The organism is Paenibacillus sp. 32O-W, from assembly GCF_007679495.1.
GTDB classification, from domain to species: Bacteria; Bacillota; Bacilli; order Paenibacillales; family NBRC-103111; genus Paenibacillus_L; species Paenibacillus_L residui.
On the sequence record NZ_VEGP01000094.1, the window covers coordinates 1 to 16,213 of the forward strand.

A 16,213-nucleotide genomic window follows, 5' to 3' on the forward strand; every position below is an offset into this window, starting at 1 on the left:
TTTTTTGAAAATCTGGGTGGTTAGGTGTGTTTGGGTTACCCAGAAACCTAAAAATTCTACTTGACATAGTACGCTTATATTTTGAAAAAGCCCGAAGCCGACACCTATTGCCCATTATTAACCGCCAAATGTCCAAAATCAGGAAAATGTAGCCATGCACAAAAAAAAGCGCGAAGGATTGTCCCTCGCACTTCATTCTCGGGGTTACTTTCTACCGGCAACTTCCAAACGGGTCAGCGCACGCTGAAGCGCCAACTCGGCCCGGCGATAGTCAAACTCATCTCTCTTCGCCAAATACTTCTCCGCACGTTCCTTGGCCGCTCTCGCTCTTTCCAAATCGATATCGCCAGGATATTCGGCACTCTCCGCAAGAATGACTACCTTATCCTTACGAACCTCCATAAATCCTCCATGGACGGCCAGAACCTCTTCCGTATTCCCTTTTTTGATTCTGACCGGAGCGATTTTTAAAGGAGAGACCATCGGAATGTGGTTCGGCAAAATTCCAAGTTCCCCTTCTACTCCCTTAACAACGATCATATTGGCGTCAGACCCGTAGAGAACTTTCTCGGGTGTAACGACTTCTAAGAAAAAGGTACTCATGCCGATCCCTCCTGAGAGTTTCCCGGTTCAAGCTTCATCCAGACGAGGATGAAGCTCAGCCAGAAAACACCACTTCGTAAGCCCGTGTCGATTTCTGCCGACGATACAGGCCTTTAAAAACCATTTCACAGGCTATCCGTTACATACTTTTAGCTTTTTCAACAGCTTCTTCGATCGTACCAACGTACAGGAATGCTGCCTCCGGCAAATCGTCATGCTTTCCTTCCAGAATTTCTTTAAAGCTGCGAACCGTATCTTTAACCGGAACGTACTTACCGGGATTACCCGTGAACTGCTCAGCAACGTGGAAGTTCTGGGACAGGAAGTTCTGGATCTTACGTGCACGTTGAACGGTCAGCTTATCTTCATCGGACAATTCGTCCATACCCAGAATTGCGATAATATCCTGCAGCTCCTTATAGCGCTGCAAAATTCTTTTAACGCCTTGAGCTACATTATAGTGCTCTTCGCCAACTACTTCCGGTGTCAAAATCCGGGAGCTGGAAGCGAGCGGGTCTACCGCAGGGTAAATTCCCATCTCGGAGATTCTACGCTCCAGGTTGGTCGTTGCATCCAAGTGAGCGAATGTCGTTGCCGGAGCCGGGTCCGTATAGTCGTCCGCCGGAACGTAAATCGCCTGGATCGAAGTAACCGATCCTTTCTTGGTTGACGTAATCCGCTCTTGCAGCTGACCCATCTCTGTTGCCAGAGTAGGCTGGTAACCAACCGCAGAAGGCATCCGTCCAAGCAGGGCCGAAACCTCAGATCCCGCTTGGGTGAAACGGAAGATGTTGTCTACGAACAGAAGAACGTCTTTACCTTCCTCGTCACGGAAATGCTCTGCCATTGTCAGACCGGTCAAAGCTACGCGAAGACGGGCACCCGGGGGTTCGTTCATCTGTCCGAATACCATCGCGGTTTTCTCGATAACGCCTGCATCCTTCATCTCGTGGTACAGGTCGTTTCCTTCCCGCGTTCTCTCTCCAACGCCCGCAAATACGGAAATCCCGCCGTGCTCCTGGGCAATGTTATTAATTAATTCCTGAATAATAACGGTTTTACCAACTCCGGCACCGCCGAACAGACCGATCTTACCGCCCTTCGCATATGGGGCCAGCAGGTCTACTACTTTAATTCCGGTTTCCAGAATTTCCGCTTGGGTGGTCAGTTCTTCAAATACAGGAGCCGATTTATGAATCGGGCTGGTCAGAGATCTGTCCACTTTTCCGGCATTGTCAATTTCATCGCCCAATACGTTAAACACGCGGCCCAGCGTGGCATTACCTACCGGCACGGAAATCGGTGCCCCTGTATCCAGTGCTTCGATTCCGCGAACCAATCCGTCCGTGGAGGACATAGCGATACAGCGAGCTACGTTATCTCCCAGATGAACCGCCACTTCCACCGTCAAATTGATTTCCGGATCGTTGGCGGAAGTGGATGGCTTATGAATCTTGACCGCATTTAAAATCTCAGGCAGTTGTCCGCGCTCGAACTCGATGTCGACGACCGGACCCATAACCTGCAAAACGCGTCCTTTGTTCATTCTTTTCCCTCCTAAAGCTTTTTACCCGGGGTAAGAAGCTATCTTCGTAAGCTTAAGCTGAACTTTGAAATCTATATAGTGCTGCAAAATTTGTAGGAATAAGCCGAATCTTGTTAGGCTGCCGGGGTTATACCTGGGCATTCGCACCGGCAACAATCTCCGATATTTCCTGGGTAATAGCAGCCTGACGTGCCCGGTTGTACTGAAGGGTCAGCGAGGAAATGAGCTTGGATGCATTTTTCGACGCATTTCCCATAGCTGTCATTCTTGCCCCGAATTCCCCGGCTTTTGCCTCCAGTACAGCACTGTACACAAGAGTTTCCGCATATTTGGGCAGCAGTACTTCCAATACCTTCTCTGCAGAAGGCTCATACTCATATTCCGTCCGAGCATGGCCGCTATCCTCAACCTCTACAAGAGGGAGCACGCTCTTCTCTATCGGTCTTTGCGAGAGGGCATTGATAAATTGGTTGTAAACCAGTATCAACTCGTCGCAATGGCCTTCTTCGAAATAGCGGACAGCAGCATTGGCAATCGTCTTAATATCGGAAAACTTCGGAGAGTCGGACAGACCAACTACTTCCTCTACGACCGGGTACCCGCGCTTCGTCAGGAAATCCCGGCCCTTGCGCCCGATCACGAACAGTGAGTATTCGTCAAAAGATTTATGCTTGCTCTGCAGCGTCTGAGTAAGCTTCCTCAACAGGTTGGAGTTATATCCTCCCGCCATTCCACGGTCTGATGTAATCACCAAATAACCGGTTTTCTTAATCTCCCGTTTCTGCAGCATGGGATGCTGAACATCCCTTGTCCCGGCCGCAACGTTAGAAATGACTTCCTTCAGCTTGTCGGCATAGGGCCGGGATGCCAATGCGGCATCCTGCGCCTTCTTCAACCGGCTGGCGGCAATCATCTCCATCGCCCGGGTAATCTGCTTCATGCTCTGCTTACTTTTGATCTGACGCTTTATATCACGCATACCTTTAGCCATTCATGTTCACCGCCTTTGAACTTGCCCGGTGCAAGTCAGAATCGTTGTGAATCGTTACTCAGATACGGAAAACCCTTTTTTAAACTTCTCGATAGCCGCACCCAGCGCCTTCTCATTATCCGCCGTCAAGTCTTTCGTATCGCGGATCGACGCCAGAATTTCAGGGTGACTCATATCCAGGAACGCCAAGAACTCTTTCTCGAACCGAAGGACGTCCTTAACCGGAATATCGTCCAAATATCCTTTAACGGCTGTGTAGATGCTGACTACCTGTCTCTCTACCGCCATGGATTCGTTAACGCCTTGCTTCAAAATTTCAAGCGTACGGGCTCCGCGGTTAAGGCGGGCTTGTGTCGCTTTATCCAAATCGGAAGCAAACTGGGAGAAAGCCTGAAGCTCACGGTAAGAAGCCAGATCCAGCTTCAATGTACCGGCTACTTTCTTCATGGCTTTAATTTGAGCCGATCCCCCTACCCGGGAAACGGAAATACCGACGTTGATAGCCGGACGCTGTCCCGAATAGAACAGGTCGGACTCCAGGAAGATCTGTCCGTCCGTAATCGAAATAACGTTCGTCGGGATATAGGCCGACACGTCGGAAGCTTGGGTTTCAATGAACGGCAGCGCCGTCAAGGAGCCTCCACCCAGCTCATCGTTCAGCTTAGCCGCACGCTCCAGCAAACGGGAGTGCAGATAGAACACGTCACCGGGATAAGCTTCACGGCCCGGAGGACGTCTAAGCAGAAGGGACAGTTCCCGGTAAGCTGCGGCTTGCTTGGTCAAGTCGTCATAAATAACGAGAACGTGCTCGCCTTTATACATGAAGTATTCGCCCATCGCGCATCCGGAATAAGGAGCGAGGAACAGGAGCGGAGCGGGCTCGGACGCACTGGCCGTAACTACAATGGTGTAATCCATTGCACCGTTGCGGCGCAGCGTTTCGACAACTTGAGCAACAGTCGATTGCTTCTGTCCGATAGCTACGTAAATACATTTCACGCCGTTGCCCTTCTGGTTGATGATCGTATCGATGGCAATCGTCGTCTTACCGGTTTGACGGTCACCGATGATCAATTCCCGCTGTCCGCGTCCGATTGGAACCATCGAGTCGATCGCTTTAATTCCGGTCTGCATCGGCTCATGAACGGATTTACGGTCAATAACACCAGGAGCAGGCGCTTCCACCGGCCGGAACGCTTTCGTAGCGATCGGCCCCTTGCCGTCTACCGGCTCGCCAAGAGGGTTAACTACACGGCCCAGCAGCTCTTCGCCTACCGGAACCTCCATAATGCGGCCCGTCCGTTTAACTTGATCGCCTTCGCGAATATCTTTGTAAGGACCCATGATAATGATCCCGACATTATCTTCCTCGAGGTTCTGGGCCATTCCCATTACCCCGTTGGAAAATTCCAACAGTTCGCCGGCCATTACGTTCTGGAGGCCATGCGCACGGGCAATTCCGTCCCCGACTTGAATGACGGTTCCCACGTCGACTACTTGAATATCGGATTGATATTGTTCAATCTGCTGTTTAATCAGAGAGCTTATTTCTTCAGGTCTGATACTCAACGAACCTCACCCCTATCTACATTGCTTGAGTTTGCTTCAACGTTTTTTCCATCCGTGCAAGCTTGCCGGACAAGCTTCCGTCATACAGCCGGTCGCCAATCCGCACCTGAATCCCGCCGATCAGGCTGGAATCAACTACATTATGGACACGTATGGTCTTGCCGATCAATTTGCCGAACTGTGCAGCGATCGCCTGATTCTCCTGCTCATTCAGGGCATCCGGAGAGTAGACGGTAGCATCCGCTTGCCCCAGTCTTTCGTTGGCAATGCTGATGTAATAGTCCAGCAGAACATGGAACAGCGTTCCTCTCCTTCTCTCGATCAAAAGGCATATCGTATTGAACACGATTTCGGAGACGCTGTCTTTAAACACCCGGGACAGAAGGTTAATTTTATCGTTCAGATCAAATTTCGGATGCAGCAGAAACTCGTACAAATCCTCGTTTTGTTCGATAACGGCAACAACCGATCTCAATTCTTCCTCTACCTGAGAGACGAGGCTCCGGCTTTGAGCAATCTCAAACAGCGCTTTGGCGTACCTTTTCGCTACGATCGTATCGCTGCTCATAGCTTGCCTCCCACCTCTTTAAGATATTGATCGATCAGCTGCTGCTGGGATTTCTCATCGATCTGCTTTTCAATAATTTTGGAGGCGATCATAACAGCCATGGCGCTTACTTGGCTGCGCAGAGCGGCTACAGCCTTATCTTTCTCGTTGGCAATATCCTTAATCGCTTCCTCTTTAATGCGGTTGGATTCGTCTCTTGCCGCCTGAACGATCTCTTCCGCCTGTTTCACGCTCATTTGTCTGGCTTGTTCAATAATTTCATGCGCTTCCTTGCGGGCTTCCTGAATAGCCTGTCTTTGCTCGGCAATCAGCTTCTCGGCCTCTTGACGGTTGGAATCCGCGGACTGGATTTGACTCTGAATCATCTCTCTCCGCTTCTCCATCATTCCGAACAAAGGACCGAAAGCAAATTTATTCAGCAACCAATATAAAATCAAGAAAGCGATAATCGCAAATACTGTAGATTCCCAATGAAAACTCATTCGTGTCACTCCCTCCTTACTTGACGACGTTCCAAGAATGCAACCTTAAGCAAAACGAAGGCGTGGATGGCCCAGGCCCTCCCCGCCAAGCTTCGGGCTTATGTGGAATTAGCTGCTGAAGAACATCAAGAATGCCAGAACGACCCCGATCAAAGGAACAACCTCAACGATACCAACCCCGATAAACATCGTCGTTTGCAAAGTACCGCGCAGCTCAGGCTGACGAGAGATTCCTTCTACTGTTTTGCTGACAATCATACCGTTACCAATACCGGCGCCGAAAGCACCCAAACCAACTGCAATAGCTGCTGCTAAAAATTCCATTGTTAAAAAACCTCCCAAAAAGTTTAAGTTATAATAGTATATCTGATCTCATGCCCAAGGATTTATTAAAGTCTGATGTCCTTCGACAGAGCTCGACAAAGGTTAGTGTCCTTCTTCGTGGACAGATGCCTGGGAAATATAGACCATCGTTAAGATAGTGAATAAGAAAGCCTGTATCGCCCCGATAAAAATACTGAAGCCTTGCCATACAGCCAACAGCGGAATACCGAATGCTCCTGCCATGATAATGGTCGCTATCAAAATTTCACCCGCAAAAATGTTTGCGAATAAACGAAGAGCAAGAGTAATCGGCTTGAAAATTTCTTTAATTAAGTTTAAAGGGAAGAAGAACCAATAGGGTTCAAAGTAATGCTTGAGGTAATGCTTGGTGTTCCGCGTCAAGCCCAGATAGTGGACCAGAACAAACACGACAAGCGCAAGCCCCAACGTCACCGAAAGGTCGGCTGTCGGAGATTTCCACCACAGTACCTCGGCTCCCTCGTGCCCTTTCTCAATTCCTTCCTGAATAGCAGCCTCGGATACTACCGGCATACCCATAAATTCGACAGGCTCCGTATGCTCCGTAACGACAGCAAACGGCAGTCCCAACAGGTTGGATATAAAAATGAACATCAACAAAGTAAGACCTAACGAAACGAAGGCCTTCGCCTTCTTCAAAGGCATGGTGCTGGCAATGGTATTATGAACAAACTCAATCAACCATTCCATAAAATTCTGCATCTTGGAAGGATTCTCGACGGAGAGATTCCGGACACCCAAGCGAGCAACGATAAAAGTGATGATCGCAGCTACGATAATGACGAAAAAAGTCGACAAATCAATTGAAAGACCGCCAATCTCTAGCAAAGGAGAGCTATGCATCGATCATTTTCACCCCTTTCCACGCATGCCTTTATTGGTTTTGAAATACGACAAGATTCCCATCAGGAGTGTTGCCATCTGAACAAAGAATAAACCTATGATCATGGAAATCAAATCGAACTGCGGAAACTTGACACAAATCATCGTTCCGATCAGAGCCATGCAGGCCCTAGAGATAAAACCCGAATTGATCCGCTTCCCCGTATTCTCCATGACAAGCCTTGTAATCGCCTGGATCTTGGCTCCCAGCAATCGGGCATTGATCAGACTGATGACCGTTCCGAGGACAAGTCCGGCCGCATAAGGCTTGGCTTGAGGTACGAGAGCCCAGACGAGCAGACAAACAGCCAGAAAAAACATGGCGGCACGGGAAACGGTTTTCATATAGGCCGTTAAATCATTCATTCGTGTCCTCCAGAAATCGCTTGATCAGAAACACGACACTGACAATGCCGACAAACAGACCTATAATCAGTCCTCCGGCTTTCCAGGCTGGGGATAAGCCGAATCGATCGCTCACAAACGAACCTCCAAAATATCCAAGCAGTATGCATACAATAAGATCAGCGCCGATCGCACTGACCATTCCCGCGGCCCGCCATGGATTTTCATTCGGGTTAGGCTTTTTCATACTTTTTCTCCTATCGTCAGTGACGTAAACGGACAAAAAGGAACCTGCCTATGAAATCGTTTTTATTCGGGTAATTTGCGCAGCAATCCTAATTCATTTTAATAAAGCGCGGTCCTGTTTGTCAATTCATTAAAATCCAAACATTTCGTGAACAGCATACAAAAAAGCCTTATAAAATCTGGATTTTTCAGTATCGCCAACTAAACAGTGCAACTGTATGGTGTATGGTAGACTTTAACTTATTACACTTTAAAAGGTTGTGGTCTTTGTGACGATAACCCAAAGTGATAAAGAATCGCTTGAACAATCCTTTGGGAGGCTTGTCCGTCACCATAAGGATTTGCCGCCCTGCTCATTTTACCATAGAGTTCTTCGTTCGTCAGCAAAGCCCGCATCCTTCCATAAACATCCTCTTCCTTGGTGCCGACCAGCTCGAGCGTCCCCGCCTCAATTCCTTCAGGCCGCTCAGTGGTATCCCTAAGGACAAGCACGGGAATCCCGAAGGACGGAGCTTCTTCCTGCAATCCCCCCGAGTCGGTCACTATCAAATGAGTATGAGGATAAAAATTATGAAGATCTACGACATCCAATGGTTCAATCAAGCGAATCCGCGGGTGGTCTCCTAAATATTGGCGGGCAGGCTCCAGAACGGCAGGATTCGGATGGACCGGATAGACAATTGCAATATCTTCGAACTCATCGGCGATCCGGCGGACAGCCTGGAAAATTTGACGGTGAGGCTCGCCCTGCGATTCCCTGCGGTGAGCCGTCATCAGAATCATCCGCTTGCCCTCCGCCCATTCGAGCATCGGATGGGTGTAACCTTCTTTAACCGTATATTGGGGAACATCCGTCACCGTGTTGCCGGTAATGTAGATTCCGTCTTCGGGCTTGTTCTCCTTGCGCAGGTTCCCCGCAGACCATTCTGTCGGAGCGAAATGCAAATCGGCGAGCACCCCGGTCAGCTGGCGGTTCATTTCTTCCGGATAAGGAGACAGCTTATTCCATGTTCTTAATCCTGCCTCCACATGGCCTACTTGAATCTGCTGCAAGAAAGCGGCGTAGCTTGCGAGAAATGTCGTTGACGTATCCCCGTGGACCAAGACAACATCCGGCTTTGCTTCACGGAAGACCGGCTCCAGACCTTGCAGCACCCGGACGGACAGCTCGGCCAATGTCTGGCGGTCCTTCATCACATCCAGATCATAGTCCGGCTTAATATCGAATACCTCCAGCACCTGGTCCATGATTTGACGATGCTGGGCCGTAACGCATACAAGCGACTCTATCTGATCGGGATGTTTCTCTAATTCCTTGACCAGCGGAGCCATCTTGATGGCTTCGGGTCTCGTTCCGAATACGGTCATCACCTTTATTTTCTTCATGATTATCCCCCTCTCGATTTACATGTAACCCGCAGGTTTCAATCAGTTTGTCGGTAAAAAGTGTTTATTTCGTGCCGAAAAGACGATCTCCGGCATCCCCGAGGCCGGGAATAATATAGCCGTGTTCGTCTAAACGATCGTCAATGGCCGCCACATAAATATCGATGTCCGGATGCTCCTCCTGTACGGCCTTGACTCCTTCCGGAGCGGCTATCAGGCACATCAGCTTGATCTGATTGCAGCCTCTTTCCTTCAAGAGCTGGATGGAAGCATTCGCCGAGCCCCCGGTCGCCAGCATCGGATCGATGACGATCAGCTCGCGCTCGGTAACATCGGTAGGCAGCTTAACATAGTATTCTACCGGCTGCAGGGTCTCCGGATCACGATATAATCCGATGTGTCCGACCTTCGCCGCCGGGAGCAGCTTCAAGATTCCATCTACCATTCCGAGTCCCGCCCTGAGGATGGGGATCAGCCCCAGCATCCGGCCGGAGATGATCTTGCCATCGGCGTCTGAAACCGGCGTTCTGACCTTTACCTTCTCCAGCGGAATATTTCTTGTAATTTCGTAGGCCATCAGAGTAGCCACTTCATCGACATAATCGCGAAAATCTTTGGTCTTAGTATTAACATCACGTATAAAGGTAAGTTTGTGTTGAATTAACGGATGGTCGCATATAAAGACCTTGCCCATAAAATTAAATCCTCCCATACAGGTGTGTCTTTCTTTCATTTATGACTGAGCCTCTGTCCTCTAATGCCTTCACAACGCAGCCCGATGGAGTATTCGATCAGCAGCTTTTTGCCATAAACCTTGTTCATTATACCACAAATAATATGAAAATATCCGACAAAAAAAAGAGGCATTCCCCGTTCATATTATGCCTCTGCTCATAGTCTAGAAGGACATCCACCGGCACCGTCCAATCTTCCGGATAAACAGGAAAACTCCCCGGGCAAACAGGGTAGAATGACCTGTTGCTCCGGGGAGATCAAGTAGCCTTATTCGTATCTGAGACCCGAATAAAGCGGATATTGCTCCGTCAATTCCTGAACCATACCGCGGACCTTGTCGTGAACGGCCTCGTCCTTCGGATTTTTCAATGCCAGAGAGATGATTTGGGCAATCGACTTCATAGCTTCCCGTCCCATTCCTCTGGAAGTAACGGCAGGGGTACCGATCCGAATACCGCTCGTAACGAACGGGCTCGTCGGGTCGAAAGGAATGGCGTTCTTGTTAACCGTCACTCCCACATCATCCAATAGATTCTGAGCTTCCTTACCCGTCAGATTAATGTTGCGAAGATCCACAAGCATCAAGTGATTGTCCGTGCCTCCGGTCAGAACATTGAGCCCTTCAGCCATCAGTTCCTCAGCCAGCACTTGAGCATTGCTGATAATATTTTGACAATAGGTCTTGAAGTCATCCTTCAGCGCTTCACCGAAAGATACCGCCTTGGCTGCTATAACGTGCATCAACGGACCACCTTGAGATCCGGGGAATACCGCTTTGTCAATTTCCTTGGCCCAAGCTTTGCGGCACAGGATCATACCCCCACGGGGACCGCGGAGAGTTTTGTGCGTGGTCGTAGTGACAAAATGAGCATGGGGCACCGGATTCGGATGCAGGCCAGCGGCCACCAGACCGGCAATGTGAGCCATATCCACCATAAATAATGCTCCCACATCGTTCGCAATTTCAGCCAACGCTTCAAAGTCGATTGTGCGCGGATAAGCGCTCGCTCCGGCTACTAACATCTTCGGACGATGTTTGAACGCCGCTTTCCGAACCTCGTCATAATCGATGCGGAACGATTCCTCGTTAACACCATAAGCCACGAAATTATAGAGAATGCCGGAAGCGTTCGCCGGGCTGCCGTGAGTCAGATGTCCGCCGTGGGCCAGGTTCATTCCCAGCACGGTATCTCCAGGCTTGATAGTCGCCAGGTAAACGGCCATATTAGCCTGTGCGCCGGAGTGAGGCTGTACATTGGCGTGTTCCGCGCCGAATATTTCCTTGGCCCGATTAATAGCGATCGTTTCTACTTCGTCCACATATTCGCAGCCGCCATAAAATCTCTTGCCCGGGTAGCCCTCCGCATATTTATTGGTCAGTACGGAGCCCAAAGCTTCAATAACCGCTTCACTGACAAAATTTTCGGAAGCAATCAATTCAATTTTGCCGCGTTGCCGGCCGAGCTCCAGATTCATAGCCTTCAAAATTTCCGGATCGGCAGTACGTAAATGTTCCATCCTCATTTTCCTCCCATTGATCGTTTTATAAATGATGGTAATAGCATAGAACTTATGTCGAAAAAATCTGTCTATTTTCAAGATAAGGATAAACGGCTATCGCCGTCCTTTGGGCGGGCGCGTAAAAAGCTACCTTTAAAACCGGGTTATTCGTCTTCGAAGAGGCTCCGTTAGGTGCTTTTTTTATATTTTAAGGAAAACCTGCAGCCTCTAAGAGCCGTCAATGCCCTATAGCGTTTCGCCGATTCTAGAGGCAAGCCCCTTCATCTGAAGATTCCTGCATCGTGTAGACCGCCCTGGCCCCGCCAATCAGCTTGGGACGGGTATAGGCCATAACAACATGTGCCTGACCTACGGAACGTATGGATGGGCGTACGGGAACCGCCACCTTGCGCAGATGCATGCCGATTAATGTATCGCCGATATCTATTCCCGCATGGGCTTGAACGGTCTCGACCACAACCGGCTCGTTCAAGTGGTTATAGGCGTAGGCAGCCATAGAACCGCCGGCCTTGGGGACAGGAATAACGGATACCGGCTCCAGCGAAGGGTACGAAGCCAGCGCCTCCTTCTCGAGGACGAGAGCCCGGTTCAGATGCTCGCAGCATTGAAAAACCGGATAAAACCGCACCTTCTCGCGGGCTTTCATCACGCCTTCAAAAATACGTTCAGCCACACCCATAGCACCTGCGGAGCCTATTCGCCGCCCCATAACCTCGCTGGTACTCGTCCCGATAACGACCAACTGCCCATCTTGAATATGGCCGGCTTCGAGAAGTTCTCTCAGAATGAGGTTTACATCTTCTGTAATTTTCAGAAGGGATTCGTTCACTGGATAGTCGTCGGATCTGGAATCGGCCATTCCGGCCCGCCTCCTTCCACCCTGTAATTAATAAAATGATCCCACTTAATTCAGAATACCGGCATACAGTACTCAACACGGACTGTTTCAGGCGAACCTTATCCGTTAGGGGTGAATGGAATATTTCTCTTCGATGGATTTCAATTTGCTTACCCGGCCTTCGTGACGGGAACCTTGAGAGAATTCCGTCTCAAGCCAAACCTTGACGATTTCCAGGGCAACCCCCGGCCCGACCACTCTTTCTCCTAAAGCCAGAACATTGGTATCATTGTGCTCTCTGGTCGCTTTGGCCGAGAACAGATCGGAAACGAGCGCACAGCGGATCCCTGGTACCTTGTTCGCGGCTATGGACATCCCGATCCCGGTGCCGCAGATGAGAATTCCTCTATCCGCCTGACCTGAAACTACCTGATCACAAACCTTGAGAGCATAATCCGGATAATCGACGGAGTCGGAACAATGGCATCCCAAATCCTCGACTTCATGTCCAAGGGCAATCACCTGCTGCTTGATATCCTCCTTCAGCCGTACCCCGGCATGATCCGCGCCAATCGCAATTTTCATCAACTTTTACCTCCCTTGTCGACCGATAACCGTTAGCCGATCACGGTTCAGTGTCCGTTAGTATACCCAAGCTGTTAAAATAGAAAAAAGAGCAGGCGGCGTGCGTGTGCACGACGTTGCTCTTTGCCCAGGCGACCGGCCGTATCCCCCGATGCTCCATTGTGGTTATTCCCACTTGTCGCCAGTTACATCGGGTTCTGATTAACGTTACCCCCATAATACCTTATAAGGCGGCAGGTTGTAAAGCTTCCTTTTGGCCTTTGTAAAGTCGTTTTTTATTACTACCAACAGTAATAATGAAAGGCATATTTATAATTTATTGTTGTGATGATTTTAATTTATCGAGCAGTCTCCGCAGACAAAGCTCAATTTCATCCGCACAGCGCTTATAAACATCGAAGGAGCCTCCGAAAGGGTCCGAGATATCATAATCGGAGGAAGTCGCCGACCATTCCAGCCATGGCGGCATTTCCGCCCCTGACAAGCTGGGGTTGAGCGCCTTCTGGATTTCCCATTCGGCCACCGCCCTTTCCTTCTCTGCCTCGGCGGCTGCTTCCTCTTCGTGGCGGACGTACTCTTTCAAGGTGAAGGTTTTATCCGCGGCTTCCGGATATTGTTGAATTAGCGATCTTTTGTGCCCCATGGTCATCGTCAGAATAAGCTCTGCCCAGTTCACATGCTCACCGGATACGGGAGAGGACAGAAGCATCTCCTGCATCCCTTTGGACTGAAGAATTTGACGAGAATGAGGGGAGATCGGACAGCCTTCCGAAGCGGCCGTTCCGGCTGAACGAATGTCCAGAGGAAGGCCCGCTTCTTCTGCCATAAGCCGCAGCATACCTTCAGCCAGCGGACTGCGGCAAGTATTACCTGTACAGACAAATAAAATGCGGTTAACCATTCGTTCACACCTCCTTATTAAGGATTGCCCGCTTCTTTCCCTTTCATCCGGGCTCATTTAACGATAAGCCTGCCTGTTCTTCCGGCAACAAAACCTAATATGGCGAATCGTATGACTATTGTACCTCATCCGCCAAGAAGCGAACAATCAGAGAATGAACTGAACTCCGAACATTAGCAGGATGGCGCCTCCTATTGCCTCGCCGTAATTGCCCGCCCAATAGCCCATCCTTCTTCCGAGCCATAGACCGATAACGGACATTGTCCCGCCAAAAAAACCGAATAGGAGAACCGTCAGCAAAACATCGGAGTCGAACATCCCCATAGAGACTCCTACTGAAAAGCTGTCTACACTAACCATCAGGGCGAATAGCAGAAGTCCCCAGGCATTCCGGAAATCGAGGGTATGTACGGATTCTCCCCGCAAGGAACTATAGATCATATGCCCCCCGAGCAAAATGAGAAGCCCTCCTCCGGCCAATGTGGCTACCTCACCCAACAGATAGCCGACGTAATGGCCTGCCAGCATTCCCATAAGAGGCATCAATATATGGAATAGTCCGATCACGAAGCTCACTTTCAGAATACTTAGCAGCCGAATTCCCCTGAAGCCTATGCCTATCCCCAAAGAAAAAGCGTCCATTCCCAAAGCGAACGCCATCAACAGCAGTGTCGCAACGTGCCCCCAATCGAGCGTACCCAGAATCATGCGGCCTTCCCCCTGTCCACTCTTCTTCTTTCCAAACATATGCGGACAAGGGGGTAAACATACTATAAGTCTGTCCCAAGCCTTATATTAAATTTAGGTTTATCGTCAACGAGGGATATATCGGGAATGGCTTCATCCAGGTAACGTAGTGTATACCTTCTGATCGCGATACTGGGAGAAGGAATCGCTTAATTTGTTGGCTTTTAGCACCTTTTAACAACGCACGCCTCTCCCGGCGCATTCTGAGGCGCTGATTGTATTCGGGAGGCAAATTGTGATAAAAAGACATGCAAATGTGCATGTCTTTTTTACGAAAATATGTAAATCCCGGGAAAGACGAGAAACTGCAGGTCATTCGCGCATTTTAACTAATATCTCCTCAAAGACCTGCATTTCTGTTGGTCCTTGCTGCGTTCTCACCGAAACCGGGTAAGGCGCGGGCCTAAACGAGCTTAATCCGATGGCCGGCCGCCTTCAGAAGGCGGTTCATTACCGCTAGTCCGATCCCTTCTTCCTCTAAGGCTTCCGCATAAATAACGGTGACGTTCTGTTCATCGAACGATCTTAAAGCTCCATACAAATTTCTGGCGACGGTTTCGGGACTCTGCAGACTCCCCGCCGTCACTACCACATCCGCTTCGGAGCCGTACTGTTCGCAATGCTCTTCGAACGTAAGGACCCCGGTCCTCTCTCCTTCCGCAGAGGCCTTGCGCAATTGTTCACGTATCCATGCGGATATCCGGTCAGGCGAATCTCCGCTGACCACTGTGAGCCGGCCACGCGGCGCGTAATGCGCGTACTTCATTCCGGGCGACTTCGGAGCAGCCTCTTCCTCCGCCAGCTGCCCGGAAGAAGGCCCGCCCTCGCCGGAGCGGGCCAGCGCCGCAGAGAGCTCGCCGCGAGCCTCAACGCGGCCGGCCACGCGGCGCAGCTCCTCGGCGGAGACGCCGCCAGGGCGCAGCACGTGCACGACCCCGTCGACCACCTCAACGACGGTCGACTCTACGCCGACCCCGGTCGGCCCGCCATCGACGATTCCGTCGATGAGGCCGTCCAGGTCGGCGAGCACGTGCGACGCCCGCGTCGGGCTCGGCCGGCCGGAGCGGTTCGCGCTCGGTGCCGCCACCGGGCAGCCTGCCGCCTCGATGAGGCGCAGGGCGACCGGGTGGTCCGGCATGCGGACCGCGACCGTCGGCAGGCCGGCCGTCACGTTGGCGGCGACGGCGCCGGGCTTGGCCGGCAGCACGAGCGTAAGCGGGCCGGGCCAGAAGTCGTCCATTAGACGCCGGGAGGTCTCGTCGAGGCGATCCGCATCCGTCAGATCGCCTAGTTGAGACCTGTCGGCTATATGGACGATTAGCGGGTTGTCCGACGGCCTGCCCTTGGCCGCGAAGATACCCGCCACCGCTTCCGCGCTGCGGGCATCCGCTCCGAGACCGTAGACGGTCTCCGTCGGGAATGCGACCCGCTTGCCTTCCCGCAGCCAGCGGGCGGCTTCCTGCAAGCCCGAATCCGCAGCCTCTATCTTCTGTGGATTCATGATCCACACTTTAGTCATCTTCGGTTCATCCTTTATCATTGTGTTTATTTATTTCTTTTCTACCTAGCCCCGCTCGGGAGCGACTTTATTGTACCCAACCAATAACAACTTGTAAACGGAAATCAACCATCCCCGTTAGGAGTGTGATGTTTAGTAGGGATGGAGAGATTCGGAAGGTCGTACGGCACAATAATGATCCAAAAAGGGGGATCACTTGAAAAATCGCCGACATTTTTATAAGTAATGGCGCGGAACAAGCGGCATAGGGATCAATAATCATAAAATGTCCCGATTCGAGCCCTCGCTCTTCCTAATAGGTGAAAAAGCGGTCGAGTAGGCGGGGCCTTTCCTTCGAGGATTGTGCCCCTTACCCCTCACAGATCCGTACGTGCGCAATTAACGCA

The 16,213-nt window shown here is 50.6% G+C and carries 18 protein-coding genes and 1 riboswitch; all 18 genes read right to left on the reverse strand.

All coding sequences use genetic code 11. From position 1 onward, the window contains the following. Positions 1-204 precede the first annotated feature (204 nt). Entirely contained in the window at positions 205-603 is a 399-nt protein-coding gene (locus tag FS806_RS23455; RefSeq protein WP_144941529.1) for a F0F1 ATP synthase subunit epsilon, read from the reverse strand. A gap of 139 nt (positions 604-742) precedes the next feature. Next, positions 743-2,149 (reverse strand): F0F1 ATP synthase subunit beta, encoded by a 1,407-nt coding sequence (atpD, locus tag FS806_RS23460; RefSeq protein ID WP_144941531.1) that lies wholly within the window; start codon positions 2,147-2,149, stop codon positions 743-745. A 127-nt stretch (positions 2,150-2,276) separates the two neighbouring features. Then, on the reverse strand, positions 2,277-3,140 hold the full coding sequence (gene atpG / locus FS806_RS23465) for an ATP synthase F1 subunit gamma (RefSeq protein ID WP_144941533.1): 864 nt from the start codon (positions 3,138-3,140) through the stop codon (positions 2,277-2,279). Between the two features lie 54 nt (positions 3,141-3,194). Continuing rightward, positions 3,195-4,709, reverse strand: a complete 1,515-nt coding sequence (atpA, locus tag FS806_RS23470; RefSeq protein ID WP_144941535.1) for a F0F1 ATP synthase subunit alpha — start codon at positions 4,707-4,709, stop codon at positions 3,195-3,197. Between the two features lie 16 nt (positions 4,710-4,725). Next, positions 4,726-5,277, reverse strand: coding sequence for a F0F1 ATP synthase subunit delta (locus FS806_RS23475; protein WP_144941537.1), 552 nt, complete (start codon positions 5,275-5,277; stop codon positions 4,726-4,728). Beyond that, the gene (gene atpF / locus FS806_RS23480) at positions 5,274-5,759 is read right to left on the reverse strand and encodes a F0F1 ATP synthase subunit B (RefSeq protein ID WP_144941539.1); all 486 of its coding nucleotides are present in this window, start codon (positions 5,757-5,759) and stop codon (positions 5,274-5,276) included. Before atpF ends, FS806_RS23475 begins: the two co-directional genes overlap by 4 nt. 108 nt (positions 5,760-5,867) lie before the next feature. After that, on the reverse strand, positions 5,868-6,083 hold the full coding sequence (gene atpE, locus FS806_RS23485; RefSeq protein WP_144941541.1) for a F0F1 ATP synthase subunit C: 216 nt from the start codon (positions 6,081-6,083) through the stop codon (positions 5,868-5,870). Positions 6,084-6,185: 102 nt separating this feature from the next. Then, complete coding sequence (gene atpB / locus FS806_RS23490; protein ID WP_144941543.1) at positions 6,186-6,965, reverse strand: F0F1 ATP synthase subunit A; 780 nt, start codon at positions 6,963-6,965, stop codon at positions 6,186-6,188. A 9-nt stretch (positions 6,966-6,974) separates the two neighbouring features. After that, positions 6,975-7,370, reverse strand: a complete 396-nt coding sequence (locus tag FS806_RS23495) for an ATP synthase subunit I (RefSeq protein WP_144941545.1) — start codon at positions 7,368-7,370, stop codon at positions 6,975-6,977. Further along, entirely contained in the window at positions 7,363-7,596 is a 234-nt protein-coding gene (locus FS806_RS23500; RefSeq protein WP_144941547.1) for an AtpZ/AtpI family protein, read from the reverse strand. Before FS806_RS23500 ends, FS806_RS23495 begins: the two co-directional genes overlap by 8 nt. 242 nt (positions 7,597-7,838) lie before the next feature. Beyond that, positions 7,839-8,981, reverse strand: a complete 1,143-nt coding sequence (wecB, locus tag FS806_RS23505; RefSeq protein ID WP_144941549.1) for a non-hydrolyzing UDP-N-acetylglucosamine 2-epimerase — start codon at positions 8,979-8,981, stop codon at positions 7,839-7,841. 64 nt (positions 8,982-9,045) lie between these two features. Next, positions 9,046-9,675: a uracil phosphoribosyltransferase gene (gene upp, locus FS806_RS23510; RefSeq protein ID WP_144941551.1), complete on the reverse strand. Its 630-nt coding sequence runs from the start codon at positions 9,673-9,675 to the stop codon at positions 9,046-9,048. Positions 9,676-9,983: 308 nt separating this feature from the next. Further along, positions 9,984-11,234, reverse strand: a complete 1,251-nt coding sequence (locus FS806_RS23515) for a serine hydroxymethyltransferase (RefSeq protein WP_144941553.1) — start codon at positions 11,232-11,234, stop codon at positions 9,984-9,986. 247 nt (positions 11,235-11,481) lie between these two features. After that, positions 11,482-12,096, reverse strand: a complete 615-nt coding sequence (locus tag FS806_RS23520) for a TIGR01440 family protein (RefSeq protein ID WP_144941555.1) — start codon at positions 12,094-12,096, stop codon at positions 11,482-11,484. A gap of 105 nt (positions 12,097-12,201) precedes the next feature. Beyond that, positions 12,202-12,660 (reverse strand): ribose 5-phosphate isomerase B, encoded by a 459-nt coding sequence (rpiB, locus tag FS806_RS23525; protein ID WP_144941558.1) that lies wholly within the window; start codon positions 12,658-12,660, stop codon positions 12,202-12,204. 118 nt (positions 12,661-12,778) lie between these two features. Further along, a riboswitch (ZMP/ZTP riboswitch) is annotated at positions 12,779-12,859 on the reverse strand. A 117-nt stretch (positions 12,860-12,976) separates the two neighbouring features. Beyond that, entirely contained in the window at positions 12,977-13,561 is a 585-nt protein-coding gene (locus FS806_RS23530; protein ID WP_186328515.1) for a low molecular weight protein arginine phosphatase, read from the reverse strand. A gap of 147 nt (positions 13,562-13,708) precedes the next feature. Beyond that, positions 13,709-14,269 carry a manganese efflux pump MntP gene (locus FS806_RS23535; protein ID WP_144941562.1) on the reverse strand — a complete coding sequence of 187 codons (561 nt, stop codon included), beginning with the start codon at positions 14,267-14,269 and terminating at the stop codon, positions 13,709-13,711. Positions 14,270-14,711: 442 nt separating this feature from the next. Beyond that, on the reverse strand, positions 14,712-15,827 hold the full coding sequence (locus FS806_RS23540) for an L-threonylcarbamoyladenylate synthase (RefSeq protein ID WP_144941564.1): 1,116 nt from the start codon (positions 15,825-15,827) through the stop codon (positions 14,712-14,714). Positions 15,828-16,213 lie beyond the last annotated feature (386 nt).